The sequence below is a fragment of the Clostridium oryzae genome (genome assembly GCF_002029235.1).
GTDB classification, from domain to species: Bacteria; Bacillota; Clostridia; order Clostridiales; family Clostridiaceae; genus Clostridium_AE; species Clostridium_AE oryzae.
The window spans coordinates 1-26,212 of the sequence record NZ_MZGV01000056.1; the positions used below are offsets into that span (position 1 = coordinate 1).

Consider the following 26,212-nt stretch of genomic DNA (forward strand, 5'->3'; position numbering starts at 1 on the left):
CATATCGAGACGAACTGACATTCGATTTTTTATTAAAAAATCCGAATGTTTATTTCTTGCACCCTTTTTTAAGAAAAACATATCGAAACATTTAAAAAAACTATCTTGACATATTACCAGATTGCTCATAAAAAGAATAGCACAAAGTACTAATAAAATCCTTGCAGAGAAAGTAAATTACAGCAAGAATATTACGGTATTTTTATATTCCTCCATATTTTTATATATTAAAAAGTACTCTTGTACTCCTGAATACTTATAGAACATGCAGATCAAGTGTTATGTTTCATCTCTTGATTTCCATATATAACCATATAGCGGTAATCATATACCAATATTTATATTATTACCAACTGCTACGCAATAGTTTTCTATTGCGAAGCTTTTTCCATAGTCTTAATGGTAGTTTCTTCATCTGCTGTTATATATTCTTTTTCAACAGCTTTATTTAATTGTGTTTCTGTAAAATTAGGGTTAGTTGTCCAACACAAAACAAAGTAATTATATAATCTACTCACTTATAACTCCTCCTATAATCCTAATGCTGCATTGACAGCATCTTGCATAGCTAACATCTGTGTTTTTAGACTTTCTATTTCTTCGGCTTGTAGCTGTTCTTTAGTTTTTTCAGTGTCTATATATTTATAACTTAATTCTTTAGTCTGAGGATTGTACACTAATACAGCAATTTTGCCCTCTTGAACCATTGCTGTAGGTACGCTTTCCACTATAGCTCCACTCTGATTTAATTCTTCTTCTGTCTTACCTAGTCCGTTCACTGGGTCAAAGGGCATATTATGTATATACCCAACTTCCCATTCAGTATCGTTATTCTTTATAAAATTTCCTATAAATATCATTGTGTCCTCCCTAATTTAATATTTTATATTCCGTATATGCATGTAACTTTCTTACTGTTTTACCACTCGAATTACCATAAGCAACATAAACATTACCATTAGAATCTACTGCTATATTATGTGCGTATAAGACGTCAGAATTGCTCCATATTCTATTAAGGGCATTAGAGTCATATTTCTCTACTGCGTTCCCTGAATCTTGATAATAAGCAACATATATATATCCGCTATTATCTACCGCTATACGAACCAAGGATGTAAATGGCATAGTAAATATCACATATCCACTACTATTTAACTTTTCGATAAAATACCGACCTGAACCATAACCAGCAGCATAAACATTATTATTGTTATCTACTACTATGCTCTGTGCATCAGACATATCAGATTTGCTCCATACTTCATTTCCACTAGGATTTAACTTTCTTACTGCTTTACTACTCGAATTGACATAAGTAACATATACATTTCCGCTAGAATCTACTGCTATATCTTCAGCATACGGGACATCTGAATTGCTCCATATTTCACTTCCATTTGAATCTAGTTTTCTTACTGTTTTACCAATTGAATTCATATAAGCAACATAAACATTACCACTAGAATCTACTGCTATATCAACAGCATTTCCTACATCTAATTTACTCCATACTTCATTTCCGCTTGAATCTAGTTTCCTTACACTTTTAGAACCTATAGAATTCTCATAAGCAACATAAACATATCCACTAGAATCTACCGCTATGCCATATGCCTTAGATACATCCGAATTGCTCCATATTTCACTTCCACTAGGATTTAACTTTCTTACTGCTTTACTACTCGAATTGACATAAGTAACATATACATTTCCGCTAGAATCTACTGCTATATCTTCAGCATACGGGACATCTGAATTGCTCCATATTTCATCCCCACCTTTATACAACAATTGTAAATTCTCTAAATAAATGCTTTTTCCTACATCATATTTTCCGCCACCACTACGAATAAAAAAATTGCTACCTACCCTCACTAAACTATAAGGTTTTCCAGCTTTTAAATCTCCTGCTGCTATTGCAGTACCATCCTGCTTAACGATTGTTAAAGCACCTAATCCATTAACATTTAATGTAGGTGTTGCTCCACAATCTACATGAGGTTTTATAGTTATATTCATACCGTCTACGTATGCTGTAGGTGCTGGACTTAAAGTTGCTGTGTACGCTGTAGAAGTACCGCTTGTAGTCGCAAAAGCATTATTAGCTACATAATCACTTTTGTTCGTCTTATCTGCCAATTGCGAACTAAACTCTTCTTTATCCACTTTACTAGCTAGCTCTTTCACCACCGTACTGCTAAAATTAGCATCATCCCCCAATGCATTGGCCAATTCCTTCAACGTATCCAAAGCCTCCGGAGCACCTCTCACTAATTCCTTTATTCTATCATCCGTGTACCCTTTAGCTTCTACCAACTTTGCCGTAATATCCGTATCAATCTTTGTAAAATTGTTATTCAACACATCTATATCCGCCGTCTCATTTCCAAGCGGCAAATCATAGCCTAAATTTGTTGTCTTATTCGGCATAATATCATCCTTTCTTTAATTATTTAAATTTCAATTTTCATCACATATCATAATTAGAATCTATCGTTTTAAATCATATTCTTAGAAAAGTCTAAACATATAAAAAAAATCGCTGCTAATAGCGATTCTTTTTTATATGCTTCACATCTATCTAATTCTTACTTTATAAGCTTATAATTTTATTTTCATCTAAAGGGTTTCTGTATCGAAACTTAATTTATACATGTACTAAAATCTCGGCTTCTGGAGATTATAGTGCATATATAAATTAATAGTTGAGTTAGAAACCCTATAGTTTTAACGTTTATAACTTTTTCTTTTTAGCTATTTTTTTAATTTTTCTCCTGATGATGCTTCCATTATAAACCTACACTCATCACAAAAGCTTTTAATAAGTTTCTTAGGTCTATCACCCTCAAACACGTGATCATCATAGCAATATAAATCGATAAAGGCTTGTACATTATTCAAAAATGATTGACGCTCGTTAACATCTTTTACAGCTTGCTAAATATCCCTAATTTCCATCACAACGATATTAGCAGCTTTTCTCTTTTCATCATTTTTTGAAACTTATATATAATAAATCGTTATTCATCATAAGAATTTTGCCTATAATATTTACATAAATATGAATTAATAGTTTCTATCTAGTTGGAAAATTATGATGTTTATATGTTCAATTAGTTCGTAATATACTACTTCGTACTAACTATAGCATCATGCTCTTCCTGAGTTATAATTTCACTACTCAATAGCAAATCAATATCTGCTGTTGTTTTCCCCATAGTAAGCATCCTTTTCCAAAACCTAACTATATACATTCTCATTATTTTGTACCTCCTACTTTAACTTGTAAATCAGCAACAATCATACTCATATCACTTATCTGCTGCTGGTCATTTGCCAACTGTGTAGTTAAATCTGCTATTACCATATCTTTATCGCTTTCGCTTTGTTTTTCCTCAACTATTTGCTTATTTATATACTTTGCCATATCTTACCTTCCTCCTTAACCAATTGCATATTCTAAGCCATTTAATCTTGTGCCTACAGCAGATATTAATAAGTCTGCTATTGTAGTATCTAAATTATCCGCTTTATATACAAATTTTTCAGAATCTATATTAACGAGTGGAATGTCTACATTTGTCTGTTTTGCTTCTATATCCACTATAGTAACTTTATCACCATCAGCAAGTGTTACTGGGTTGGTCATTATTAAATTATATCCTAACCATGCAATCCAAGTTCCATAGAATCCTATTTTAAAAGGCATCATATTTTGATAAATAAATAGTGGTTCTGAAAAATCCAAGGTGAAAGTATTATCAAATAAGGTATTAGGAAATTGCGCAGATTCTGTAGTATTGATTGTGACATTAGTTATACTTCCCCAAGTTCCATCTGAATATTTTATTTTTCTAATATTATAGTTAGAAGTTGAAATAGTAGAATCAAATCCTTGCCAAACAATAAATATTTCATTATTTTTGTTAGCCGTAATTGAAGGATTGCATTGATGATAGATATTACCACTAGTTAACTTTTGTGGAGCACTCCAAGTTGCTCCTAAATCATCAGAATAAGAAACTTTGATATTACCATAACCAGTATCAATACTATCATATCCATACCAAGTTACCCATATACGTCCATTTGCTAATCCATTTATTGATTGAGGTATATAAATAGCAGAAGGACATACTTGAGATTGAGAACTATTAAAATACACCCCCCTGTATGACCAGTTTGAATTAACAAGCGAATTGCCTGTAGTTAAAGTAGAATCTCGTTTTAAAAGAGTGATAGCATATCCCGTTTGGTAAGTTGACTCTGTCAGTGCATTTTGTATTTGGGAAACAAAAATACAAGGAATATTATTTTTATCTAGTGTGATACTTGGATACAATATAAAGTCAGGGTAATTTGAAACATCCCATGTAGTTACTTGTTCTACCATTCCCCACACTACAGAACCATCACTAGCAATAATTCCTTTAGCATATCTTACATTATAGCCATGACAGGCTGAATTTTCACTAATCCAACATGTATGTAATTCTGTACCCCCAGAATTTACTATTAGAGAACATCTATTTATCGTTGTTTGTGAAGTATCCACAAGTACGTTAGTAATAATACTATCTCCACTAAAACTTAAAAAATGAACAGCCACATTTTCAATATTTTCTAGAACAAATAAATGAACTCCATCTGTAGCTAAACAAATGTCTTGAACTGAAGTATGTCCAATGGCAGTAAATGTACCCCAAGTTGCTCCATTATCAACACTTTTATAAATGTAAATGTGTGTAGAATTTCTAGTACAAGAAAATAAAGTTCCATCATTTAATCTTACTAATTTTCTTCCTCCATTGTTATTAATATCATAAGTATTAGAATTCCCTATAATTGTTGCATCATTTATAGTATTTGTTCCGTAATTATTTGTAGAACTTACTATCTCATTTTTAGCACCATTAACAAATAATTTATCTCCTGCATACAGTTTTTTATCTACTGCTGTGTTTGTAAGTACTGTGGTTGAATTATTTACTGCTCCCTTAATAGTTGCTTTGCTTATCTTATTAGGGTATACATTCAACTCCAATGATTTAAAATTACCAAATGTCTGTGGTAACATTTTAAGTTTTTCTGCCACTTTGTATAACGTTAAAGCCTGTCCATTAGTAGTTGTTATTGGAGTAGTTACTGTTATATCATAAGTGATGGAATCTGCTATCCATGTCCCATAAAAACCTACTTTAGAAGTTTGTAAATTTTGATAAACAAATAAAGGTTCTGAAAAGTCTAGTGAAAAAGTATTATCAAATAAAACAGAAGGATATGCAGCATCTCCTGTTGTATTATTAGTTACTGTTGTTATATTTGTCCAAACACCATTGGCATATTTTATTTTTCTAATGTTACGATAAAAAGTTGAGTTATTAATAGCATACAAATACCATACAATAAATATTTCATTATTTTTATTACAAGTAATTGAAGGGTATGCTTGTGCATAACTATTACCACTAGTAAGTTTTTGTGGACTGCTCCAAGTTAGTCCTCCATCATCAGAGTAAACAACTTGAATGTTATATGCATCAGTATCTGTACTATCCCTTCCGTCCCATGTTACCCATATACGACCATTAGTTAATTCATTAATAGAGCGCGGTACGTAAATAGCAGACGGGCTACCTTGAATAAAACCTCCGCCATTATAAACTACTTTATAAGACCAGTTTGAATTCACATAACCGTTACCAGCTATTAGCGTAGTATTTCTCTTTAATAAAGTAATACCATTTTTTGCTGTTATTGAAGTTGCGTCTAAGCATACATTTTGCTGTTGTATAAATATGCATGGTATATTATTTTTATCAAAAACAATACAAGGAAATATTGCAAATAACGGATAATTTGCATTATTAAAAGTTGTCACTTGTTCTACAGCTCCCCAAGTTACATTTCCATCTAGGCTTATTGTTCCTTCACAATAACCAATATTATAATTGCTAGAAAAAGTAGAATTTTCACTACTCCAACAGGCATGAAGTTTTGTTTCTACAGGATTGATGGCTAGAGAACACATAAATGAGCTAGTACAATTAGTAATAGACTGCTTAGATACTGATAAATTATCATCTGATACTGTCGTTGCATCAAAATGAAATAAATCAACTGACTCCCCCCCTACATTATAAGTAACCAGAGTATATACAAATGTTCCTTTAAAAGCCAGTGATAATCCAAAAACCGCAATTGCATTAATATAGCATATTTGCATCCACGTTGCTCCATTATCTTTACTTACAAAAAATCTTATTCTATTATTCACTGTATCAATAACGGCAGAAATCAACCAATTATTGTCAAGTTTAACTAATCTTCTTGAATTATTATGACCCGTAAAATATGCACTTCCTACAACTGTTATATCTGTACGTTCTACTGTTATATCATTAGTTTCTTTTGGATTTACTGCTGTAACTTCATTTGTATTATCTATCTTATCCCCCACTTTTACTTCTGTGTCCACATTTATTGTGGATGCATTTGTATAAGCACTCGTAGTTTTAGCAGTATAAGTTCCTTTATCCGCAAATGAAACTAGTTTATTTGTATTATCATAAGTAGCTGTAGTGTTTCCAGTATCTATTTGACTATTGTCAGCAAATGTATCATAAAAGCCAACTCCTGTCTTATTGATAAAACTTACAGACGCTTGTTCCTTGAGTTTTAATTTGATATCCATAATTTCAGAACGTGCTTGCATATCAGCTTTCGGTTGATTTGCTAAATCTGCTAAACGTGTCTCTATAGAGCTACCATCTGCAGCATTAATATCGCTTGCAGACAATACAACTGTACCGGTTTTACTATTAACCGATGTTACTTTTACATCTTCCTGCAGCTCTTTATATTTAACATCAATTATATCCATATTTGCATTGATCACGCTAATATCTGCAGTTTCATTTAAATCCGATTTTGTTAGTCCTAAATTTGGTGTTTGAGTTGCCAATTATATCACCTTCCTTGTTTTAAGTTCTTTCCAGGTTCCATTCTTAACCTGCTCCCAGGTAAGCTTCTTCACTTCTTCCCACAACGTATAGGTAAAAGTATAGATGACCTTCAAATGAGCTGGCTTTATCTCTTCTACAGCAGCTTTAAGGTCATCAATATTGGTAGGAACTCCTCTAATATCATTAAATTTTACTTCAAACGTATAAGGAGCTGTGTTTTCAGTAACGGCAACTCCTCCATTTCCAAAGCTCTCTGCTACATTCTTAATAAGGCTTACCGTAACAGTTCCAGTTCCTCTAAGCTTTGCTTTTATAACACTTCGTCTATCGCCTTCAGGCTTAGTTTCATCCACAGCAATTCCGAGAAATTCCTCCCAGTATTTGAGTCCCCAGGTGGCTTTGTCAATGAAGCATTGGTCTGCTATATCGTCTATTGCAGCATTGTAGTTATCAAGCTCTTTTTGCTGCGCATTATAGATAGTTGTAAACACTTTGCTTTTCAGTAAAAAAGGTGGCACATAGTCTTTAAGCACTAGTAACCACCACACTTCCTAATACTGCTACAGAGCCTTCTGCAATTTCTATATTAGCAGTACCGTTATTCACTGTAAGGCTTGAATAATCTATTATCGGAGGAATATCCATCAAAACATTAGCTATCCTCGTATATCTGACCAACGGATCATTAAAGGCAAGAATCTCTAAATAATCCTTAAGACCTTGTTCTATCTGCGTTTTTACTGTCTCCAGTGTTGCACCGGAGGCTAGCTGCAGCGTTACATTTACATTAACAGGCACCTCTACAGCACCCTGCACTGTAACCGCAGCACCAATAGGTCTGTTTTCCTCTATATGTTTTTTAACACTTTCTATAATCTGCTCTGAAGGTGTGTGTTTATTACTATCCAGCAAAATCACTTTTACAGTTCCAGGTCCATCTGAAAGAGAAATTACTATGGCATCACCAACTCCATTTACCTCTGTTGCCCATATCTTATAATGACCTGCGTTACCGCTGGTAGCCGGTGTCTTAACCTTAAGCAGCAGTCTATCTAATAGATCTTCATCTGCTTCCTCTTCTGTACCTCCTGTAACCGGGCTTATGTTTTTAACTCCAGTTACACCAAGTATCTGTATCGGCACCTCGGTTATAATGCCAGCAGGTACATTATATTTATTGCCTATATCAGTAGCTTCAACATCTACTACAGCTTTCCCATCTACAATAGTAGCCTCTGCAAGAGTTTTATACTGCAAGCCACCTTCTGTCTGGAATATGCTTCCTGCTGGGATTACAGTATTATCACTTCCATATACTTCAGTGCCATTCTCTAGACTGGCTTTTGTCCCAGCTTTCCTTGTAATGCCAAACTCTGAGGCCTTTAACTCAAGTTCATCACTATAGCCATTCTTTGCCGCTGAAATTGCAAACACCCTGTTAAGAACTTCATCCAGCTGAATTTTGCTCTGAGCAAGTTCCTGGCTTATAGGTGATAAACTGTCAAAAATAAAAGAACCTTCTGAGCTGTCAGCATCAGAAGGAACTTTCTCCAGCATTCTATCCAATATATCTTCACTGTCTTCACTATACATTAACTGTCACCTCCCCGTATTCCGTATTTATCGTAGCTTCAATATTTACAACATCGCCATTTCTTGTTGCCGTCACATCTTCTATGCCTGTAATATAGGAATTAACGCTCAGACATTCCTCAATAAGTCTTTTACATTCACTTTCCAATGCATCATCGCTTAAGGTATTTCCAACAAGTTCATCAAACTCCTGACCATAATCCCAGCTATAAGCCATGTATCTATACCTTTCAGTAGAAAGTGCCTTATATATCCATATTCTTATGGCTTCAAGCCCCTCCACTACTTTAAATTTCCCATTTTCATAGGCAAAATCATTCCTATTAAAATCCCAATCATACTCCTTAAATATAGTTAGCTCCTGCTCTTCCTCTGTGGTGTTGTCAACTACATCATCATAACTTGCATCTTCATCAGGAAATATGCTATCCATCACGGCCTCACCACCTTACATAGTATAATATATGTTTGTCTATCCTCCGTAGCCATTACCGCTACAGTGTCACCTGCATCAATGCCATCAGTAAAATCCAATTCAGCATCCTTTATGCCTATGGTTTTTATAGATTCCTCTGTAGTAGTACCTGTAGCATCGGTAGTCGGAAGCTTAATCCTTCTTTTGTAATTATTCAGTAACAAATCGGATATATAAATATCTTCCTCAGTTAACTGCAAATCGCCTATCGTAATAGTTAAAGGCTTGCTGCTTATAACCTGTCCAAGAGTTACGGCAGGAGGATTATAAGCTGCTCCGTGCTTTTTTATCATACTTATCATATCTGCATATGGATTGTTCATCTTATTCCTCCTCATCCATTTCATTATCAAAATTTAGTGTAAGCTGCATAGTATATTTATCAGAACCAACCTCCCAGGTATGTGTATCCTCGTCAATATACATCGCATGTTTTATTAGGCCGCTAAGATAGCTTATTCTAGTATCAACTTCATAGCCGCTCCTGCATCTCCAGTCGCCAAGACACTCCACTGTGAATTCCCTGTCAATGCCATGAAGCATATTCTTAGCCGCAGCTTTGGCATTAACACCATCTTCTTTTACGTAATTCTCCTGAAGCAAACCAAATTTCTTTTTCCAATCTTCTCTATAAACTTCACCAGTGTACTTTTTCTTATCATTATATATTTTTACTTTGTTTATCATGTTGTCCAATGTATCGTTATAGGTAGTACTTATAATATTAGTATCAGGCCTTATTTCAAAATTTTCGATATGCGTTCCCTTCTGTATTACCCTCAGCTTTCCGTCCTCAAATACTATCATATATTTCTTTCCAGTACTCTTAGCTGCCTGTTTATATAAAGCCATGATGGCCTCATAACCAGTCTGCTGAGATATAATCAGCTTCTTAACTACAACCCCTGGTGATGCAAGTTTTCCTATCGACACTCCCAATTCGCTGCAAATGCTTTCCACAGCTTTTTCCGCAGTGGTGTTTTTAACATTGCGGGTTACCTTACTCTTTAAAATATAAATCAGATAATCATAGGCAGTAACACTGAGTTCATTAGATGAACTGAATTCTCTTTGCCATACTACTCCCTTAAATATCTCTTTGCCATTATATTTTACTGATATTTTAGATCCTAATGGAACAGCATATCGATCATGATTTTTATCCAGTATACTGTACAATAGTTTAATTTCCAATTTTCTTGCAACTTCAGATTTACTGCCGCTGATGCTTACCGATTCGCAAAGCTTGGTTACGTTAATAGTCTTATTTTTATTGTAATTAAATATCTCTATCATAATTTCAACACCGTCCCAATCTGAAGATTGAAATAATTCTTTATATTGTTCTTTTTAGCTATTACTGTATATTTTGAACCATCTCCATATACCTTCTTTGCAATGTTGTAAAGACAATCGCCTTTTTTAACTTTATAGGTTTTAGCCGTCGCTTTTTTGTCTCCATCCCTAGACCTAGTTTTTCTATTTGATTTTTTGTTGCTATTACTTGATGATACTTTAATGTCAACTTTTCTATACTCCTTAAGCTCTATTGTAAAGTTCACATCGCCTGTACCATCATTCTCACCATAAACAAAACTTTCAATATAAAACTGTTTGCTTTTACCTATATCTACGCCTGTAATACTAAAGTTCACTGGTCCATTTTTCATAAAACTTCTAATCATCTGTACACATTTATATGGTTTATGAAAATGCTTGTTTTTAGAAAAATAATATTTTTGAGATGGAAAAAAACTACTTATGCTTATTGTAGTGAGTTTAGGCTTTCCTAATAGATTTATTTCTCCTATTTTTTCCACTTCTACTGTAGTATTATTATTTCCAGTGTTTATTTCAAAGCTTTCAGGAGTAACAGGAAGAACTAATTTTTTTGTTTCACCCTTTATTTTTGCGCTTAATATAAATTCCAACACCTATCACCTCCTACACCGCGTTGCAGCCTGCAGTCTTAAGTTTTCTAACAAGTGCATCTGTTATTCTATCTATATCAGCATCCTCACGAACTATTATCTTATCTGCAAGCTTGGCTATACTTATCGTACCTCCAAGCTTTTGAGAAGCCCTTGCATCATGAACCCTGCTGCCGCTTGGAAGATCTACAACCTCCGGACCATGTTCACCAACTAATGTGGAACCACCATGCCAATAGCTTGTACCAAGAGCATTGTGACCTGTTAATTTTCCAAATATATTACTAGCGATATTCATAGTTCCTTTTATGGGATTTTGCAAAAATTTCTTTATCTTTCCCCATATTTTCATTATTGTTCCTGCAAAGCTTTTTACGCCTTTAACTACATTAGAAAATACTTGTTTTATTCCTGCTACTCTTTCCTTTATGAAATCTATAACTGCCTTGGTTTTTTCTCTTATTCCTCCAAAGTTGGTCTTCCAAGCAGCATATAACAATATAACTACTGCAATTATTGCTGCAATTACGGCTATTATTGGGTTTGCTATCATAAACGCTGTTACCCTTGTAAAGATACTTATCATTCCTCTTCCCAATTCCTTAGCCCTATTTAAAAGCTTTCTAAAGTTTTTTCCTATTAGTGAAACTCCATTTTTAATTATATTTCCTGCGCTCCTTCCAAACCCTTTCATTTTACTTAGAAATGATTTTAAATGAGCTTTAGTCTTTGATAACATCTGTCCTACACCAGCTTTAAGTTCTTTGAATGAATTCTTCACTGATCTAGATGTTCTCTTTGACTTGCCGCATAATGCTTTTTGAGATTTGTTCATGGAACCAGTACTTTTCTTAACACCTTCAGCTACCTCTTCTACAGTTTTGGATGCGCCTTTTGCCTCTTTTGCTTTTTTTAACATACCAAAAAAGCCTTTAACTTTTCCCTTAGCAGTTAAAAACATCTGAGTGCTCTTTCCTAGTACAGCTGTTCCTAAGCCAACTTTTACTATTGTACCTTGAATTGCAGGGTCTAGACTATTAAACCAGTTCACCAATTGAGTTCCTTTATCGAGAACTTTATCTAATATAGGCATCACATCGCTTGCAATTATGATTTTTGCCTTACTAACCGAATCATTAAACTTACTCATCTTTTTACTAAAAGTCTCAATATTCTTTATAGCATCTTTAGAGACCTTTAGCTTATTAATCTCTCCTGTTGACTTACCTGCCTTTTTAGCATCCTCCATAGCCTTCTTATATTTAGATGCTTCATCAATGGTGCCTTTGAAAAACGCAATAATTGGATTACCTACTTTTCCTCCAAAATCGCCTAACTTAAACTTCTTTGCTTCTTCCTCAGCTTCTCTCTGCTTCGTCATATAATCATCAATATTCTTGTTAATATTCTCTAACGGTTTTAATGCGCTATTCATATTACCAAGTGGTTTAAAATCCTTAAGCTTATCTTCTTTTTTCTTTATTCCAGTTAAGCCCTTATTAATGCTCCCAAATACCTGCGCATAATTACTGACAAATCTTATTGAAACATCCATCGAATGTGCCATATCACTCACCTCCTTATTTTTGAGGTCAAGCACTCAATACTTACATATTATTAAGTGCTTCATATTCCTTATTTCTCTCCTCTAGCTCCTGGTGAAGAAAAGCGCACACTATCTTCTTTTCTCCATAACCCAGGTTATAATACTTGCTAGGTTCCCATTGCTTGTACCGAAAAAGAAGGTACATAAGCTGTACCTCCCCATCGGTCTTTATGAGTTTTTTATATCATCCTCATCGTCTTTTTCATAACCGCTCAATTCATTTATAGTGTTGTAAAGTTCATCGATCTCACCAGAAAGCAATAATTTCTTTATCAATTCCTTAGGTGTCGGAGCATCAAAATGACTCATCACTTCTGAACTTTTAAAAATATCAGGACAGCCTTCAACAAGTGTCCTGATTTTCATCTCATACATATTTATCTTCTTTATGTCACCTTTTCTTATTTCTATTGAGCCTTCCTGAATCTCTGCATATAGCTCTGCATCAATCGCCTTGCAGGGAAAAACTATCTCTTCTCCTCCAAGCCTGTTCAATTTGAGCACTATATCTTTTTCTGGCATTTTAAGCTTTTTTGCATCTAGCTTTAATAATTTTTCTACTGTATTCATCTGCTATTCCTCCAATTTACTAATTTATTTTGTGCTTGTACCTTCTTTTCCTATTACATCACGTAATTCCCAATCACTGAACGTAAAAGGTATGCTTTCTTCACCGTTCTTTTTAGCTTCCCAGTTAGCTAAAGTAAGTTCATCAAAGGTGCAGTCCTTAAGAACTACCCTTTCAGCTCCAAGAGCATCTGGATCATCTAGTTTGCTTATAATAGTAAATGAATTCTGTCTTCCATTTTTCATATCGTCACTCAGGAGATTAATAAAGAAAGATGAAACCTTATTTAGCTTAATAGTTCCTTTACCCTCCATTCCCGTAACCTTCTGAGCTTTCATAAGTCTTCTTGTCATATTTACATCTGCTTTTGTAAAGGTAACCTTCGCCTCCAAGGCTGTAACCTGAGCCAAATAATTTCCATCTACCCATAACTCTCCATAGGTACCATTAATAACATTTTGTGGATTATAACTATTCATAGATCAATTTCCCCCTTATATATAAAGATTAAGTGCTAAATCTTCCATAGCATCTAATATTTTAATATTTCCTGCTAAATAAACATTGCTGCCTGTATTTGCTTCTTTTATATCTTGCTCCTTAAGTGAATCTACATTTTCACCTTTGGCTTTCAAATAAGCTTTCTGAGCATCTACATCAATTCCCACATCGTTTTTACCCTTGTCCAAAAGCAGCTCATTTTCCAGCTCCTGAAGGTAAGAATTAATTGCAGTGATTAAAATGCATTTGTTATCATAATTATTTGCTACCTTACCTATATAGTTGTCTTCTGTTGTTTTTCTGATATCGCTGTAAAGAAGGTCCATAATATCAACTATTTTTATCTTCTTAAAATCCGAACCTTTGCTTTGTGTTGTAGTTACTAAGCTGTTAACAGCTCTAGCCGCCTTCACCTTTTCACCATCGTTCATAAGCACAAATTTTCCGGCATCAACTAATGCATCAAATTCATTCTTTGTATGATGTGGTACGTCATCAACTTCAGGAAGTACTGCATAAGTTGCGCTCATGCTAAGAGGTGTACCTGCAATTAAACCGGCGATTCTGCTGCAGTACTGAGCTGCAGTGTAAGTAGTATCTCCGACTCTTACGTCATCCGTAGCAAAATTTATGATTCCTTCATGATCTGCTGTGCAGTTAGGTAAAATTGCTTTTACTTTAAGTCCTTTTGTATCTCTGCAATCTTTAATCCATTGTGCAAATGCAGTTACTTCGTCTGTAGTTATTTGAGGCACAGCTATATAATCCCATTTTATAGCTTCAAGAGCTGTCTGTGCCTTAGTATAGTCCTTAGCATCAGCAGCAATTACATAAGCAATGACCTGTTTAGGCGGATTCTGATATCCCATAAAAGCTCTTTCTATATGTCCTTTATTCTCATCGCTAAGTGCAGCTGGTATATCACCTATACTAGTCATTTTTATTGGATTTGTTAGTGTAGCTGCTGCTGCATCCTTTAATATAAGCGCAACTAGACCTCTGTCTCCTCTTTCTATTGCATTACTTGCAACTGTTTTAAAAAGTATTTCTATGTTTGGTAATCCCATTATTCAATTCCTCCTTTAATATTTAAATTCAATTTTTCTGCTATGTCGGCATCAGATGTTGTTTCTCGAGTTTTATCATAGAAACTCAAATCAAACTTGAAGCTCATAACATGATCTTCTACTATGCTCATTCTCAATTTTCTGCATATAAGACTTCTATCCTCTACAATAAGAGCCTCACTGAAAATAGTCCTGAGTACATCATACATCTTTGCATTCTCAATATCTGTCTTATCCACAGAAAAGTAAGCTATTTCAACAGTGTACAGATTTTCACAGAAATTTCTGTTCACTATTTCGGAGCCTAAGCCCACTATTTGCACAAAAAAACAAGGCCTTTTAAAGCCTTCGTCAATTTCGGTTCCATATATCTTAAGCTTCTGACTCTTAAGAGCTGAAACCACGGATTTTTTAATTTTTTCAAGAGTTATCATTTTATCACCCTTTTTATTAGTTCATCGAATTCTGCCATTACATTATTATTAACTTTGGTATATGCATTTTCCAGCATATGTTTCCCCGGTACATAACCATTAACATGACCTTTTTCATTCATTGTCTTATAACCTGCTTCCAGTGCATTAAAATCCGCACTAGAATTACTTACTCTCACAAAAACTTTGTCATTACCAATATGTTTTGGTTCTGATACTCTGTAACCTTTTATAACCTTTTGAGCTCTAGCCGGAGTATTTTCAATAGCTAAAGCTTCCACCCTTTCTCCCAATTCAGATAGCTTTTTCTCTACTTCACTGTGCATATCTGAACACATTTTCTGAAGCTCCTCTATAATTTGCTCACTTCCAGATTGACTTGATCCTGTTGGCACGAGTGTCCACCTTCTCCCTGCACATAAGAATAAGCTGGTTATCAGTGCTGTCTGTATTCAAGATATCTAGTATTTCAAAGGTCTTGTTTCTAAACTTAATTAGCATCTCATCATTAACATCACTGAAATATCTTGTTACTATTCTGTAAGTAAGCTCTTCTCTCAGCTTTTTAGCTTCTTCATATTCAAGACCATAAAGCGTTGTTACAGCTGCCCATACTGTTTTATAGTCCTGAAGTATTCTTGTAAGCTCACCGGTATCACTTTCCTGCTGAGTATATCTCTGAAAGGTAACTCTTCTATTTAACTCTGTTATATTCATGACTTAGTACCTTCCGTATTATATTTTGTTGAAGCTGCCAGACTGGTTTTTAGCGAATTATACCAATCTCTGTATCTATTTGCTTCTTCATTACTTATGCTGTACTCAGCTTTGCAGAACGTCTTAACAGCCCTTATTATGAGCGGATCTGTCTCAACTATATTGCTTTTAGCTACACCTGAAAGTTCAAGATCAGCCTTTGCAGCAGCTATGCTGTCCTGAATATCCTCATCCATAGTGCTGTCATCAATCTTAAGCGATAATTTTACTTTATCAATCAGCATATACATACCTCCTTTTAAATTAGTTTATTGTTTGTTGGTTCTCTGGGCAGCCTTTTAATTTTTCTCAATGATAAATAAGTTTTCCTCATTTTTAATTGCATCACCACCTTTCAATGGTATCAAGTACCAAAAAAGCACCAGTATCTCTACCAGTGCTTTGAAAACTTTCAATATTTATATATAAACAACTTCAGCTATTGAGAAACGCGCGCTGAAAGATCGCTAAACATTCGATATTTCAGCACGCGTTTTTCAAGTTTTCGTATTGTTTATATGTATTTTCACTATGGCTCTATTATAACATATTCATACACAGTTAAAAGTCACGCCAATTGTCAAAATATTTAATTCCTACTGAGCAAAAAATTATAATTACTTTATTCAGTAAGTTATCTGCTTAATAGCGCCGCCGATTCTTTTATATACTCTTTCATTCATGCATTCCTTTAGATTGTCTGTCACTTTTATCTTTTGCACTTTCTTGCTGTTACAATATGGACATGTAATATATCTTTCTTTTCTCATCTTGTCCATTTCTTCTGACAACAATATAAATTCGTTACTGCACACTCCGCAGCGATAGCTTGTATATATCTGTAACATACATCTGCCTCCTTTCAAATACTTTATTTTAAAATGGAAGGGGACACATCATAGATTTATGTCCCCAACAACAAAAACACTGATATTTCTATCAGTGCTTAAAGTACATTTATTTAATATTTTAGTTTAAAAGTTAAGTTTCTGTGCTCTTGTCTTTATTTTCGCTATAGCTATATTATAGCACATACATATACAAAGTCACTGCCATTTTACTGCAGTAAAATCAGCTTATATTTACTATGCAAATGATATACTATAACACACAAAAAAGCAAAAACAGCTGGTAAGGGGGTCTAACCAACTGCCATAATGTAGTTAATATTCTATTAAATTAAAGGGGGTTCTTGTTTCTATGTTTATATATTAACCAATATTTGTGTCAAATGTATGTCATAATTAAATACTCTGTGTTAACTTACTATGTCTATTCTTTTAACAAATATTTGCTGCTTATTCACATCTATATCCTTGAAGATTTATACTGCCTTTATACCATGCAGCTGAATGGCAAATACCTTCAAGGCTTTACTTTTACATCTATAGAAATTTCGTTCACTGCAGCCTGTATGGGTAAGTATTGTGTCACCTCTAAGACCATCTATGTACCAGGAGCGAAGTATATTTCTATCAAGCTCAGGAAGCTTATCTATAACCTCATCCATTTTTTCAAGCATCTTTCTTGTTAATGCATATTCATTTTTCTTTACTTTAAGCTTGTACATTTTGTTGACAATAACATCATCAGGAAGATTTGCACTATCTCCCTTTGGCATATCAGAGTACTTAATCCCCTTCATTGCCCCAGATTTTAAATCAAGATTTAATTCCATTATGTCTAGTTTTAGATTTTCTAATGATCTTTTTAGGTTATCATAATTTTCAAGATATTCAACTGCATCTCTAATATAATCCATATTATACCTCTCCTCTCAACAAAATTCTTATTAGTAAAACATCCTTTTCGTACCATAGATGTTTTGCATTAGTTAATACTCAATTTCGTATTTAGCAATTTTAGTATATGCTCAATTTCGCACGTTGTCAATAATATTTAAATATAAAAGTGTGCAATATTGTATCTTTATTATTTACTTATGCCTATAATTATTGTATTATATTATCATAGTACGAAATATCGTATATCTGAAAGGGGCATAAAAATGGAAAGAACTGAGGTTCTTAGAAAATTAATCGATAATTCAAATATGAGCGTAAAAGCATTTGCTTCCAAAGCAGACCTTCCCTATTCCACGTTGAGATCAATCCTAGAAAGGGGCGTAGGAAACGCTTCGGTTGATAATGTAATTAAAATATGCAAGGCATTAGGAATAACTCTTGAACAGCTGGATGACATGTCAGAAAAAGAGGATATTTGTATAAATGAAACATCAGAATTCAATTCGCCAGAAGCTGCGATGCAGTTTATATTAAAGCAGCCGGCTCTTGCAGCCTACGGAGGCTATGAGCCGGAAAAAATGTCTGATGATGAGATAATTGAATTTGCTAATGAATTGCTAAGACAACTTAAACTGCTTGGATATAAATACAGCAAATAGGCAGTTGCCAAAGGAGATGGAGTTTATGGAATGGATTGACGATATTGTTTTAGGGTTGGTGGATGAATTTAACACGAATGATGTGTATGAACTTTGTGATTATCTAAACATAAGCATAAGGAGGCTTCCCTCAGATAATATATTACTAAAAGACAAAGCTGGTTTCTATTATAGAGATTTTGAAGATAATGAAGCAATTTTTATAAAAAACGGATTACACCCTTCATTAGAGAGATTTGTTTTGTCCCATGAACTTGGTCACGCTTTATGCAACACAGATCTTTTAAACGCAGCATTTTCTCTATGTAATAAAGGTAAATTTGAAAAGCAGGCTAATTATTTTGCTTTTAAACTAAATGATATCAACTTTGACAAGGTGGAGCTTGATGGTATGTCGTTAGAACAGGTGGCCACTTGTGTCAATGTGCCCTACCAAGCATTGCTTCAACTTATTACATAAAAAATGGTTGCACCCTATGTCGGCTAGTTCCGCTCGTTAAGCAATTTTACCGCATCTTTTAGTCAAATTTCCTAATGGCTCATAACTCGGCTACACCTCAAACAATTCGCCATCTTAACGGAAATTTGCCTAAAAGACACGGATAATTGCTAAACTCACTCCAAATGCCTCCGTCGGATGTAACCATTTTTAATGCCCTAACTCTTAATATTTACAAAATACTTTTATTTTATTAATTCTATTACCTTTTTATCTTAATTCACTAACTTCAAAATATATTACTGTCTCTTTTTAACTTCTTCGTAAACACGCTGTACCGTTTTTTTATTTAGCAACCACCTTTTCTCCTATTTAGTGGTGTATCTTGATATTAATTAAAAGTTATCCACAATTGGCAAAATACATAAATTCCTAGAGACTAAAAAAGGGTAGGAAGTGGTTTCCGTCGGCTGGAAAATGCCTCCTCCAACCACTTCCTACCCTATGCCGACTCTATGCATTTACAAAGTATTATTTTCTATATTACCTCTCCCAAATTATCTTTCTTGTTTATCTATTTACTAGTATTTTCTTAAGAGCTTTCTTCTTATTACTTCGCATATTATATAGTTATATCCTTTTAGTAGCATATACATTTTATGCAAATTTGCTAACAATTGCTAAATTCACTCTATATCTCCGTTGGTTAAAGGCCTAAATGGCCTTTAACGGGTTATCTGCGAATGATAATGAGCGTGCTTAGATAACCCCGGCTGTAAATGTCTCCCACGCTATCTCGTTAATTATGAATTTGATGCCGTAAACATTCCGGTGTTTGTAGTTATTTTAATTGCACCTGATCTATTGATCTCCGCTTCTACGTATTTATAGAAACTGTCTAATTTGTTCTGAGACATTAGCAGCTCCCTTACTACATTGCTTGATGTTACATAAGCTACGACTGGTTCTGCTTTATAAATCACAATTTGTCCATTAAATTCTTCAGTGGATATATTTTTAAAATATTTTCTAAGCATTTCACCGCCATTTTCCAATCCAAATATTTCAGGGAGTTTTTGCAGATTATACTTAATATTCTTGTCGTAGCTCTTTACAAGTGCGGCTAATTCCTGCATATGAGCTTTTCCGTTTGTAGAGACATATAACTTACCAGCAGGCTTAAGTACTCTTCTTACTTCAGAAAGTGCTTTATCAATATCAGGTACATGATACAGCATATGTCTTGCGATAACAATATCAAAGACCTCATCATCATAAGGAATATCCTGTATATCAATAATTTGATATTTTATATTTTTGAAGTTTAGATTTTGTTTTGCACTTTGAAGCATTCCTTGAGAAAGGTCTGACAAAATAATATTCCAATTCTCTTTTATCATATTTTCATTTTTCTTCCAAAGCAATCCATTTCCACAGCCCAGTTCAAGAACCTTAGCATTTTCCGGTATATTCATATTATTAAAAAACCAAACATTCCAATCAGTCTTATTAATATTAAAAGTATGCAAATTAATTCTTGCATTTAGGTTATCACTATTCTTATACTGTTCCTTTACAAAATATTCATTATTATGATTTTCCATATTCTCATACCCTTTCTTTTAATTCTTTATATTCCTTAATATAGAGCTTTATTTTTTTAGCCAATTAGTCTTTCATTTTTGATAATTATACCACATAACTGTAAACATTTCATTTTTGACTCATAAACTAGTTATTAGACTAGGGGGTATGTATTATGAGATCATTTACAAAAGTTCACACAAATCACTGTGACCCTTGTAAAAAAGAAACTCTTTGCCCAAAAATCATAAGAAGCGGTTATTCGGGTTTAACAGTAATTCCAGCAGGTACTATTTTAGGAACTACTTTTACTGTCAACTCCCTTACTATTGATAACTCTTCTCTGGATAATTCATGCATTAAAATTAGCTTTTCCAGCAATATACTTTCAGAGGATTTTGAAGGAACTCTAGTATTTCAATTTTACAAATACGGCAGAGAAAAAAACATTAAGATACCTGTTGGACCTCAGTGGACTTTTTCAGTAAAAGCTTCAGAAGCTAAAGCAGTATCCTTCTCAGTTTACGATTGTGATTTAGCTGACAACAGCTATTACACTTATGTAGTAACAGCAAAAGTGGCATATTAAATGAATGTAAAACTCCTGATTTCTTTTTAATGAAACAAATATTGTAAAGAAGGTAATAAATATGAGTGCAGACTCTGAATTACATTACAGTTTAGATCCCAGTCACAGCTATGCCATACTCACAGATTACGGAGGCTGGTCTAGCAGTGTTGAAATTCCATCTACGACTTACATTAATGGAATCGAATATCCGGTATCAGCTATCGGCAGTCAAGCTTTTGAGGGTTGTTCTTCTATGGCAAGTATAAAGATACCAGACAGCATTAAAAGCATTGGCGAAAATGCGTTTAAAAACTGTGCCGGTTTAAGCAGTGTCACTATTCCAGACAGTGTTGAAAATATTGGCGATTTTGCATTTCAAAATTGTTACAGTATGACTGGTATAGGCATTTCTAACAGAATAACTGCTATTGGTAATTATGTATTTGATGGTTGTGCCGGCTTGAGAACTGTCGTTATTCCTGATAATGTTAAATATATTGGCAGCTACGCATTTAGAAGTTGCCAAAGCATGAATAATGTCACTATTTCTAAAGGTACAGCTGTAATCGGCGAGCATGCATTTGAGAATTGCGCAGGTTTTGGAAATATTAATATTCCCGATGAAGTTACCGATATTGGAGATTACGCATTTAAAAATTGCCAAAGTGTAACCACTATCACAATTTCTAGAGGCGTTACCAGCATCGGTAATCATGTGTTTGAAAATTGTGCTAGCCTGAGAACTATTACCATTCCAGATAATGTAACCAGCATCGGTGACTATGCCTTTAACAATTGCCAAAGTATGACCGATATCACCTTTTCTAAAAAGATTGCTCTCCTTGGTGCTCATGCATTTGAAAATTGCTTTAGTTTAACAGGTATTACTATTCCGAGAAGCCTTTCAAGCATCGGTAACTATGCCTTTTCATCATGTAGAAATTTAAAAAGTGCCTCGTTCCAAGGAAATGCTCCAATCATGGGAAGCAAGGTATTCTTAGATTGTGATAAGAATTTTGTTGTCTATTTCGTTTGTGGAGCTAAGAACTTTTCTAGTCCAATCTGGCAGGCAAATTCAACTGATAGTTACAATGCAGCTACACAGTGTAGTGCAACATTTGGAGAAGTAAAAATATCAAATACATTAATGATAGGAGTAATAACGTAGAGCATTCAATTTAATATTTTGTTTATTATATAAGGAGAATTCTTAAAATGGATTATACACTTAAATATGAATATATTTCCGGTTCTTACCCTACTGCAACAATTATTGGTTGGGAAGGTAGTCCCGTTGATGTAACTACTGCCTTTCATACAGATTACAATGGAGTTCTCTACACAAGATCTCCAAATCAACTAATACGCTGCCCTGAGGGCAAAAACGTCACGTTATTCATTCCCAATACTACTACTTCCATTAGTGATTATGCCTTTCAGGCTTGTGCGAAATTAACACAAATAACAATTCCAAATAGCGTTACCAGTATAGGTCTCTGTGCCTTTGAAGCTTGTTATGCTTTAACATCTATTACAGTAGAAGAACCTTCGAATTATTCAAGCATAGATGCAAATACCTTTTTAAACTGCCCAGCTAATCTAACCGTGTACTACCACCAAGGTGCCGCCGGTTTTAATACTCCTATCTGGAGGCACTATAACCCAACTCCATTATATTCTGTAACCTATAATGGTAATGGAAATACTGATGGAACTGGTCAAAAATATACTGCCAATCGAAGTTTCCCTATGGGAACAGACAATATTACTCTATATGCCCAGTGGGCTCAAACTGGCCAGCTTAGATTATTAGGGAATATCATTGTAGAAATATACTAAGTCTACAATGATATTCAGAAACGAAAATTACTTATGCTCTTTCCATAAGCACTCTGTCCCCTTCATTTCGGTAAATACAGCTTTAAACGAGCCTTTGCTAGGTGAACATGCTACCAAACCAATGTTAATTTCTTTGTCTCCTTCAAACAAATGAAAGATTCTCATCTGCTTAAAGTTAATGCCATCAAAAGAATTCTCAAGACAATAATCACTTTCTCGTCTACTTAGCCTGTACCACATGCATCTGACGGATGATCCAATATCTGTAGTTGCCCAATCAGAATATCCATGGTTTGTAACAACACTTCCAAGCCAAGCAGTATTATTATCATGAAATTCTATTGCTGCCTTAACCCAATTTTCGCTGTTTTGATAAATTGCAACTCCACACTGGTCAAACAGTGTTGTACTATTAAACTCTGTCTTTACTGTAAATGAGAAATATTGCTCATCTGTTGTAACATAAAGAACGTGAGCATTATCGTTTCTAAACCCATAATAAGTCCTCTGCCAGAAATCTGTATTAGGTTCCGTTACAATTTCAACTTTATTATTATCGATCCTATAATTTTGAGGTTTAAAAAACCATTTTGCTTCTTTAACATTAAATTTAAACATTTTATCCTCCTAAAAATTCTTTGTATTATATAATTATAACTTTATTCATCTATTACTCGCTAACCTATCTTTGTTTTAAGTATATCTAAAGAATTTCCTTTGCATCTTTAGGCAGCTGCCTGATATGCTCAGCAAACTCCCTGCTTCTTTTTGCATCAGCGTACTCATAGCAGAAGTCAAATTCTTCAGCCACCTTTAATGCAATTTCTTCAAACAACTCATTCATAATAAAAATAGAATTCCAAACTGCTTCCTTTTCTGCGGCTGGATATGTCTTCAAATACCTTTTCCAAATGGCTTTAGCTAAGTACTTATCTAAGTACTTTCCGCATTTTCCAACACTGCAGGAGAAATTAGTTAGTATTCCAGCATACCAGGAAATCATTTTAAATAATTGTGGGCGTACCCAATTATTTAAAAAGTCCAACGAAAATAAAATTTCATCTCTCCAAAGCCCTTTAGCAATGTATAGCATAGTCCACCAATATTCATTGCAGCAGCAACTATATAGAGCCTTATCAGGCTTTTTAACCCAATAATCCTCGTCTGTTGGAGGAGCTATTTTAGGCAGCTTATTGTCTTTATCCATCAGCACTACTGTCAGTTTGTCCGATTTCACCTCCTCTAAAACTAAATCTAAAGTCTCAACATGTAAATCAATCCTGTTTCCATCATCAAACTGCATTAAATAACCATAGCAGCGCTCAAAATGTGTTTCATATCCTAAGTTTTTGTCCATTTCATCAGGAAATTGAAAAATAACAGGTTCACCAAAAACCTTTATCCAATCTTTATCTTTAATAAAGGATTCTGTCTCCGTAACCAGATAAACTATATCATAATCCTGAAAAATATCTTTAGGTACGTTAGGATTGGCTCGTGAACCATTCATTATCACTGCACGGATTCTAGTATCGTTTCTTGCAGTATTTAAAATTAAATCAAACATTTCTTGTTCCGTTCTCATTTTTATTCCTCACACTCCCCTTATTCAATTTTCTTCCAATATAGAGCTGCTGCCTCTTTTAGCACCTCAATATTTCTATGCTTACATAGTCATTCCTTTGTTCTCCCTCTTTAACCATATTCATAATTTTTTAAAAGAATTTATATGCAACATTGTAACATTAATGGTAATTATACCATATTATTAAAATACTTTATAATATCTCATCAAAAATAAAAACAGCTGGAAAGGAGGACTAACCAACTGTTTTACATATTATTAATTTCTATTAAATTAAGGGGGTTTTCGTTTCTATGTTTATATAATAAACAAATTTTGTTACAGTTATATTACATATTTGAATACATCCTGTTAAGTAATTGTATATAAATTTTATTTATTAGTAAGCTTAATCTATATTTTTTCTATTATATAGTTATCTCTTCCCCTATATTCCACAGTTCATATTCGCTCATATCAATATCATCATTCCAACTTATTCCATAACCACCAGGATCAACTTGCACTTGCTCAAACAATATTTTGTCTTTCAAATTTTCATACACTGATTCATCTAATTTTTTAAGGAGACTTACTTTTTTGGTGATTCCATTACTAAAGCACACTATTAACGAGTATTCTTGAGATATGGGCTTGACACTTATAACCTTAGGAACATTTAAACTCATATTCTATTCAAGACCTTCTAACTTCCTAAATTCTTTTTTATTCCACATATCCATCAATTCCTCTTGATATTTATTTGCCCATTCCCTAATTAATTTCAAAGCTCTATTTGATAAATCTCCTTCTATCATTTCTAATGTCTTTATATCAATCATTCCCACACATTCCCCATAAATTGCATGAAAATGAGGTGGCAAATGATCGTTTGGATACATCTTAATTACTATACCAAAAAATCTTGTTATGACTGGCATTAGAATCACCTCTCTATTTCTTGTTAATATAGGTATATTATATACTAAAACAAATTAATAATGAATCACTCCATAAAAATATCCTTTAGCACTTTAGAGTTTGTATATGAACCATTCATTATTACTTCTCGAATTCTATCATCGTTCTTGGCAGTATTTAAAATTAAAGCAAATATTTTTTATCAACTAAAGGCATCATACTTTTTTAACGGCTATTTCCCACACTACTTTTTTCATCTTATATCTGTCCATCTCAGTTTCCTTTATGAACTTAATATCCCATTCCTTAAAAAGTTCCCTTAAGGAAGCTTCATCAAAAAATCTTTTTAATTCTCCGTCGATGTCATAAAAATTCTTTTCTATCTCTATTCCCTGGCCCGCACCGTAATTTATGTCATTGGTGGAATTAACTCTGCATAATAAAGTGCCCTCATCAGCTAATACTCTCTTAATCTCTTTAATTATTTCTTTTGTCTTGTCCCACGAAAAATAATGCAAGGAAAGATCAGAAATAATTACTTTTGTACTGTCATTTTCAAATGGTAATCCATCAGTCATATCAAAGCATATAGTATTTAAATCTTTTATAAAACTTACTAATCGTATTAAGGCTTGTTCAGAAAAATCACAGCTTATAACTTCATATCCTCTTTCTTTGAGGTAAAGTGTATCATTACCAAAACCACAGCCTAAATCAACAATAGGAGTATCCTTAGATTTTGCGAGTATATCCTGATATTTATCCAGCCATAAATCATACTTTGGTTTTATGTCAATAACTTCTTCATATATTTTGTTCCAATTCTCTTTTTGATGGTACATTTTATATCCCCCTTATATCAAATGTTAGTGTAAAGTTTTTTACACTACTCTTTTAAAAATTTCTTTATATATCAAGGGTTACAGAGTTTTTTTGTATAAAAAAAACAATGACCCCCAATTTCATGTTATAATTGAATTTTCGACCAAAC

General features: G+C 33.7%; 36 protein-coding genes. 5 read left to right on the forward strand and 31 right to left on the reverse strand.

What is annotated here, in order from left to right; all coding sequences use genetic code 11:
- Positions 1-371: 371 nt before the first annotated feature.
- The 24 genes from CLORY_RS23380 to CLORY_RS17945 all read right to left on the reverse strand — a co-directional run bounded on the left by CLORY_RS23380 (position 372) and on the right by CLORY_RS17945 (position 17,661).
- On the reverse strand, positions 372-518 hold the full coding sequence (locus tag CLORY_RS23380; RefSeq protein WP_169911670.1) for a hypothetical protein: 147 nt from the start codon (positions 516-518) through the stop codon (positions 372-374).
- A gap of 12 nt (positions 519-530) precedes the next feature.
- Positions 531-860: a hypothetical protein gene (locus tag CLORY_RS17855; RefSeq protein WP_079427013.1), complete on the reverse strand. Its 330-nt coding sequence runs from the start codon at positions 858-860 to the stop codon at positions 531-533.
- A gap of 10 nt (positions 861-870) precedes the next feature.
- Positions 871-2,433 (reverse strand): NHL repeat-containing protein, encoded by a 1,563-nt coding sequence (locus CLORY_RS17860; protein WP_079427015.1) that lies wholly within the window; start codon positions 2,431-2,433, stop codon positions 871-873.
- Positions 2,434-2,757: 324 nt separating this feature from the next.
- Positions 2,758-2,904, reverse strand: coding sequence for a hypothetical protein (locus CLORY_RS23385; RefSeq protein ID WP_169911671.1), 147 nt, complete (start codon positions 2,902-2,904; stop codon positions 2,758-2,760).
- Between the two features lie 227 nt (positions 2,905-3,131).
- A complete protein-coding gene (locus CLORY_RS24010; RefSeq protein ID WP_278335344.1) occupies positions 3,132-3,263 on the reverse strand; it encodes a hypothetical protein in 132 nt (43 codons plus the stop codon).
- Positions 3,263-3,430: a hypothetical protein gene (locus CLORY_RS23390; RefSeq protein WP_169911672.1), complete on the reverse strand. Its 168-nt coding sequence runs from the start codon at positions 3,428-3,430 to the stop codon at positions 3,263-3,265. Before CLORY_RS23390 ends, CLORY_RS24010 begins: the two co-directional genes overlap by 1 nt.
- A gap of 15 nt (positions 3,431-3,445) precedes the next feature.
- Positions 3,446-6,967, reverse strand: a complete 3,522-nt coding sequence (locus CLORY_RS17865; RefSeq protein ID WP_079427017.1) for a sialidase family protein — start codon at positions 6,965-6,967, stop codon at positions 3,446-3,448.
- On the reverse strand, positions 6,968-7,501 hold the full coding sequence (locus tag CLORY_RS17870; RefSeq protein ID WP_079427019.1) for a YmfQ family protein: 534 nt from the start codon (positions 7,499-7,501) through the stop codon (positions 6,968-6,970). It lies immediately after the preceding gene.
- Positions 7,494-8,561, reverse strand: coding sequence for a baseplate J/gp47 family protein (locus CLORY_RS17875; RefSeq protein ID WP_079427021.1), 1,068 nt, complete (start codon positions 8,559-8,561; stop codon positions 7,494-7,496). Before CLORY_RS17875 ends, CLORY_RS17870 begins: the two co-directional genes overlap by 8 nt.
- A complete protein-coding gene (locus tag CLORY_RS17880; protein WP_079427023.1) occupies positions 8,554-8,994 on the reverse strand; it encodes a DUF2634 domain-containing protein in 441 nt (146 codons plus the stop codon). The genes CLORY_RS17875 and CLORY_RS17880 overlap by 8 nt, the downstream gene beginning before the upstream one ends.
- Complete coding sequence (locus CLORY_RS17885) at positions 8,994-9,359, reverse strand: DUF2577 domain-containing protein (RefSeq protein WP_169911673.1); 366 nt, start codon at positions 9,357-9,359, stop codon at positions 8,994-8,996. Before CLORY_RS17885 ends, CLORY_RS17880 begins: the two co-directional genes overlap by 1 nt.
- Position 9,360: 1 nt before the next feature.
- Positions 9,361-10,332 carry an XkdQ/YqbQ family protein gene (locus CLORY_RS17890; RefSeq protein ID WP_079427027.1) on the reverse strand — a complete coding sequence of 324 codons (972 nt, stop codon included), beginning with the start codon at positions 10,330-10,332 and terminating at the stop codon, positions 9,361-9,363.
- Positions 10,329-10,970 (reverse strand): LysM peptidoglycan-binding domain-containing protein, encoded by a 642-nt coding sequence (locus CLORY_RS17895; RefSeq protein WP_242954448.1) that lies wholly within the window; start codon positions 10,968-10,970, stop codon positions 10,329-10,331. Before CLORY_RS17895 ends, CLORY_RS17890 begins: the two co-directional genes overlap by 4 nt.
- Before the next feature lie 10 nt (positions 10,971-10,980).
- Positions 10,981-12,534 (reverse strand): phage tail tape measure protein, encoded by a 1,554-nt coding sequence (locus CLORY_RS17900; protein WP_079427029.1) that lies wholly within the window; start codon positions 12,532-12,534, stop codon positions 10,981-10,983.
- A 40-nt stretch (positions 12,535-12,574) separates the two neighbouring features.
- Positions 12,575-12,718: a hypothetical protein gene (locus tag CLORY_RS23395; RefSeq protein WP_169911674.1), complete on the reverse strand. Its 144-nt coding sequence runs from the start codon at positions 12,716-12,718 to the stop codon at positions 12,575-12,577.
- Between the two features lie 23 nt (positions 12,719-12,741).
- The gene (locus CLORY_RS17905; RefSeq protein ID WP_079427031.1) at positions 12,742-13,143 is read right to left on the reverse strand and encodes a phage tail assembly chaperone; all 402 of its coding nucleotides are present in this window, start codon (positions 13,141-13,143) and stop codon (positions 12,742-12,744) included.
- Between the two features lie 24 nt (positions 13,144-13,167).
- A complete protein-coding gene (locus CLORY_RS17910) occupies positions 13,168-13,620 on the reverse strand; it encodes a phage tail tube protein (protein WP_079427033.1) in 453 nt (150 codons plus the stop codon).
- A gap of 15 nt (positions 13,621-13,635) precedes the next feature.
- Positions 13,636-14,709 carry a phage tail sheath subtilisin-like domain-containing protein gene (locus CLORY_RS17915; protein ID WP_079427035.1) on the reverse strand — a complete coding sequence of 358 codons (1,074 nt, stop codon included), beginning with the start codon at positions 14,707-14,709 and terminating at the stop codon, positions 13,636-13,638.
- Complete coding sequence (locus CLORY_RS17920) at positions 14,709-15,143, reverse strand: phage tail terminator family protein (RefSeq protein WP_079427037.1); 435 nt, start codon at positions 15,141-15,143, stop codon at positions 14,709-14,711. Before CLORY_RS17920 ends, CLORY_RS17915 begins: the two co-directional genes overlap by 1 nt.
- Positions 15,140-15,538 carry an HK97 gp10 family phage protein gene (locus tag CLORY_RS17925; protein ID WP_079427039.1) on the reverse strand — a complete coding sequence of 133 codons (399 nt, stop codon included), beginning with the start codon at positions 15,536-15,538 and terminating at the stop codon, positions 15,140-15,142. The genes CLORY_RS17920 and CLORY_RS17925 overlap by 4 nt, the downstream gene beginning before the upstream one ends.
- Positions 15,507-15,860 (reverse strand): phage head closure protein, encoded by a 354-nt coding sequence (locus CLORY_RS17930; protein ID WP_079427041.1) that lies wholly within the window; start codon positions 15,858-15,860, stop codon positions 15,507-15,509. The genes CLORY_RS17925 and CLORY_RS17930 overlap by 32 nt, the downstream gene beginning before the upstream one ends.
- Positions 15,857-16,144 carry a head-tail connector protein gene (locus CLORY_RS17935; RefSeq protein WP_169911675.1) on the reverse strand — a complete coding sequence of 96 codons (288 nt, stop codon included), beginning with the start codon at positions 16,142-16,144 and terminating at the stop codon, positions 15,857-15,859. The genes CLORY_RS17930 and CLORY_RS17935 overlap by 4 nt, the downstream gene beginning before the upstream one ends.
- A gap of 381 nt (positions 16,145-16,525) precedes the next feature.
- Positions 16,526-16,747, reverse strand: a complete 222-nt coding sequence (locus tag CLORY_RS17940; RefSeq protein ID WP_079427043.1) for an FmdB family zinc ribbon protein — start codon at positions 16,745-16,747, stop codon at positions 16,526-16,528.
- 476 nt (positions 16,748-17,223) lie between these two features.
- The gene (locus tag CLORY_RS17945) at positions 17,224-17,661 is read right to left on the reverse strand and encodes a DUF1492 domain-containing protein (RefSeq protein WP_079427046.1); all 438 of its coding nucleotides are present in this window, start codon (positions 17,659-17,661) and stop codon (positions 17,224-17,226) included.
- 246 nt (positions 17,662-17,907) lie between these two features.
- On the opposite strand from CLORY_RS17945, the gene CLORY_RS23835 reads away from it, so the two are divergent.
- Together CLORY_RS23835 and CLORY_RS17955 are read left to right on the forward strand one after the other, a co-directional pair.
- A complete protein-coding gene (locus CLORY_RS23835) occupies positions 17,908-18,303 on the forward strand; it encodes a helix-turn-helix domain-containing protein (protein WP_242954449.1) in 396 nt (131 codons plus the stop codon).
- 25 nt (positions 18,304-18,328) lie between these two features.
- A complete protein-coding gene (locus tag CLORY_RS17955; protein ID WP_079427048.1) occupies positions 18,329-18,763 on the forward strand; it encodes an ImmA/IrrE family metallo-endopeptidase in 435 nt (144 codons plus the stop codon).
- Between the two features lie 782 nt (positions 18,764-19,545).
- On the opposite strand, the gene CLORY_RS17960 is transcribed toward CLORY_RS17955, so the two are convergent.
- Positions 19,546-20,346 (reverse strand): class I SAM-dependent methyltransferase, encoded by an 801-nt coding sequence (locus CLORY_RS17960; RefSeq protein WP_079427050.1) that lies wholly within the window; start codon positions 20,344-20,346, stop codon positions 19,546-19,548.
- A 155-nt stretch (positions 20,347-20,501) separates the two neighbouring features.
- On the opposite strand from CLORY_RS17960, the gene CLORY_RS17965 reads away from it, so the two are divergent.
- The 3 genes from CLORY_RS17965 to CLORY_RS17975 all read left to right on the forward strand — a co-directional run bounded on the left by CLORY_RS17965 (position 20,502) and on the right by CLORY_RS17975 (position 22,736).
- Positions 20,502-20,915: a DUF4489 domain-containing protein gene (locus CLORY_RS17965; RefSeq protein WP_079427052.1), complete on the forward strand. Its 414-nt coding sequence runs from the start codon at positions 20,502-20,504 to the stop codon at positions 20,913-20,915.
- A 61-nt stretch (positions 20,916-20,976) separates the two neighbouring features.
- Positions 20,977-22,065 carry a leucine-rich repeat domain-containing protein gene (locus CLORY_RS17970; RefSeq protein ID WP_079427054.1) on the forward strand — a complete coding sequence of 363 codons (1,089 nt, stop codon included), beginning with the start codon at positions 20,977-20,979 and terminating at the stop codon, positions 22,063-22,065.
- Positions 22,066-22,112: 47 nt separating this feature from the next.
- Positions 22,113-22,736, forward strand: coding sequence for a leucine-rich repeat domain-containing protein (locus CLORY_RS17975; RefSeq protein ID WP_079427056.1), 624 nt, complete (start codon positions 22,113-22,115; stop codon positions 22,734-22,736).
- 27 nt (positions 22,737-22,763) lie between these two features.
- Here the strand turns inward: CLORY_RS17975 and CLORY_RS17980 are convergent, their stop codons facing one another.
- The 6 genes from CLORY_RS17980 to CLORY_RS18005 form a co-directional block, all read right to left on the reverse strand.
- Positions 22,764-23,354 (reverse strand): DUF1349 domain-containing protein, encoded by a 591-nt coding sequence (locus CLORY_RS17980; RefSeq protein WP_079427058.1) that lies wholly within the window; start codon positions 23,352-23,354, stop codon positions 22,764-22,766.
- Positions 23,355-23,439: 85 nt separating this feature from the next.
- The gene (locus tag CLORY_RS17985) at positions 23,440-24,321 is read right to left on the reverse strand and encodes an aminoglycoside 6-adenylyltransferase (protein ID WP_079427060.1); all 882 of its coding nucleotides are present in this window, start codon (positions 24,319-24,321) and stop codon (positions 23,440-23,442) included.
- A gap of 407 nt (positions 24,322-24,728) precedes the next feature.
- Positions 24,729-24,989 (reverse strand): DUF2442 domain-containing protein, encoded by a 261-nt coding sequence (locus tag CLORY_RS17990; RefSeq protein ID WP_079427062.1) that lies wholly within the window; start codon positions 24,987-24,989, stop codon positions 24,729-24,731.
- Between the two features lie 3 nt (positions 24,990-24,992).
- The gene (locus CLORY_RS17995; protein ID WP_079427064.1) at positions 24,993-25,241 is read right to left on the reverse strand and encodes a DUF4160 domain-containing protein; all 249 of its coding nucleotides are present in this window, start codon (positions 25,239-25,241) and stop codon (positions 24,993-24,995) included.
- A gap of 65 nt (positions 25,242-25,306) precedes the next feature.
- Entirely contained in the window at positions 25,307-25,417 is a 111-nt protein-coding gene (locus CLORY_RS24260; RefSeq protein ID WP_079427073.1) for an aminoglycoside 6-adenylyltransferase, read from the reverse strand.
- 19 nt (positions 25,418-25,436) lie between these two features.
- Positions 25,437-26,063 (reverse strand): class I SAM-dependent methyltransferase, encoded by a 627-nt coding sequence (locus tag CLORY_RS18005; RefSeq protein ID WP_079427066.1) that lies wholly within the window; start codon positions 26,061-26,063, stop codon positions 25,437-25,439.
- Positions 26,064-26,212 lie beyond the last annotated feature (149 nt).

Excerpts from the sequence above, each read along its gene's own strand:
- CLORY_RS17855 (WP_079427013.1), bottom strand. The coding sequence starts at position 860 with ATGATATTTATAGGAAATTTTATAAAGAATAACGATACTGAATGGGAA.
- CLORY_RS17860 (WP_079427015.1), bottom strand. The coding sequence starts at position 2,433 with ATGCCGAATAAGACAACAAATTTAGGCTATGATTTGCCGCTTGGAAAT.
- CLORY_RS24010 (WP_278335344.1), bottom strand. The coding sequence starts at position 3,263 with ATGAGAATGTATATAGTTAGGTTTTGGAAAAGGATGCTTACTATGGGG.
- CLORY_RS23390 (WP_169911672.1), bottom strand. The coding sequence starts at position 3,430 with ATGGCAAAGTATATAAATAAGCAAATAGTTGAGGAAAAACAAAGCGAA.
- CLORY_RS17875 (WP_079427021.1), bottom strand. The coding sequence starts at position 8,561 with ATGTATAGTGAAGACAGTGAAGATATATTGGATAGAATGCTGGAGAAA.
- CLORY_RS17880 (WP_079427023.1), bottom strand. The coding sequence starts at position 8,994 with ATGGATAGCATATTTCCTGATGAAGATGCAAGTTATGATGATGTAGTT.
- CLORY_RS17885 (WP_169911673.1), bottom strand. The coding sequence starts at position 9,359 with ATGAACAATCCATATGCAGATATGATAAGTATGATAAAAAAGCACGGA.
- CLORY_RS17890 (WP_079427027.1), bottom strand. The coding sequence starts at position 10,332 with ATGATAGAGATATTTAATTACAATAAAAATAAGACTATTAACGTAACC.
- CLORY_RS17900 (WP_079427029.1), bottom strand. The coding sequence starts at position 12,534 with ATGGCACATTCGATGGATGTTTCAATAAGATTTGTCAGTAATTATGCG.
- CLORY_RS23395 (WP_169911674.1), bottom strand. The coding sequence starts at position 12,718 with ATGTACCTTCTTTTTCGGTACAAGCAATGGGAACCTAGCAAGTATTAT.
- CLORY_RS17905 (WP_079427031.1), bottom strand. The coding sequence starts at position 13,143 with ATGAATACAGTAGAAAAATTATTAAAGCTAGATGCAAAAAAGCTTAAA.
- CLORY_RS17910 (WP_079427033.1), bottom strand. The coding sequence starts at position 13,620 with ATGAATAGTTATAATCCACAAAATGTTATTAATGGTACCTATGGAGAG.
- CLORY_RS17915 (WP_079427035.1), bottom strand. The coding sequence starts at position 14,709 with ATGGGATTACCAAACATAGAAATACTTTTTAAAACAGTTGCAAGTAAT.
- CLORY_RS17920 (WP_079427037.1), bottom strand. The coding sequence starts at position 15,143 with ATGATAACTCTTGAAAAAATTAAAAAATCCGTGGTTTCAGCTCTTAAG.
- CLORY_RS17930 (WP_079427041.1), bottom strand. The coding sequence starts at position 15,860 with ATGAATATAACAGAGTTAAATAGAAGAGTTACCTTTCAGAGATATACT.
- CLORY_RS17935 (WP_169911675.1), bottom strand. The coding sequence starts at position 16,144 with ATGCTGATTGATAAAGTAAAATTATCGCTTAAGATTGATGACAGCACT.
- CLORY_RS17940 (WP_079427043.1), bottom strand. The coding sequence starts at position 16,747 with ATGTTACAGATATATACAAGCTATCGCTGCGGAGTGTGCAGTAACGAA.
- CLORY_RS17945 (WP_079427046.1), bottom strand. The coding sequence starts at position 17,661 with ATGGATTATATTAGAGATGCAGTTGAATATCTTGAAAATTATGATAAC.
- CLORY_RS23835 (WP_242954449.1), top strand. The coding sequence starts at position 17,908 with ATGGAAAGAACTGAGGTTCTTAGAAAATTAATCGATAATTCAAATATG.
- CLORY_RS17955 (WP_079427048.1), top strand. The coding sequence starts at position 18,329 with ATGGAATGGATTGACGATATTGTTTTAGGGTTGGTGGATGAATTTAAC.
- CLORY_RS17960 (WP_079427050.1), bottom strand. The coding sequence starts at position 20,346 with ATGGAAAATCATAATAATGAATATTTTGTAAAGGAACAGTATAAGAAT.
- CLORY_RS17965 (WP_079427052.1), top strand. The coding sequence starts at position 20,502 with ATGAGATCATTTACAAAAGTTCACACAAATCACTGTGACCCTTGTAAA.
- CLORY_RS17970 (WP_079427054.1), top strand. The coding sequence starts at position 20,977 with ATGAGTGCAGACTCTGAATTACATTACAGTTTAGATCCCAGTCACAGC.
- CLORY_RS17975 (WP_079427056.1), top strand. The coding sequence starts at position 22,113 with ATGGATTATACACTTAAATATGAATATATTTCCGGTTCTTACCCTACT.
- CLORY_RS17980 (WP_079427058.1), bottom strand. The coding sequence starts at position 23,354 with ATGTTTAAATTTAATGTTAAAGAAGCAAAATGGTTTTTTAAACCTCAA.
- CLORY_RS17985 (WP_079427060.1), bottom strand. The coding sequence starts at position 24,321 with ATGAGAACGGAACAAGAAATGTTTGATTTAATTTTAAATACTGCAAGA.
- CLORY_RS17990 (WP_079427062.1), bottom strand. The coding sequence starts at position 24,989 with ATGAGTTTAAATGTTCCTAAGGTTATAAGTGTCAAGCCCATATCTCAA.
- CLORY_RS17995 (WP_079427064.1), bottom strand. The coding sequence starts at position 25,241 with ATGCCAGTCATAACAAGATTTTTTGGTATAGTAATTAAGATGTATCCA.
- CLORY_RS18005 (WP_079427066.1), bottom strand. The coding sequence starts at position 26,063 with ATGTACCATCAAAAAGAGAATTGGAACAAAATATATGAAGAAGTTATT.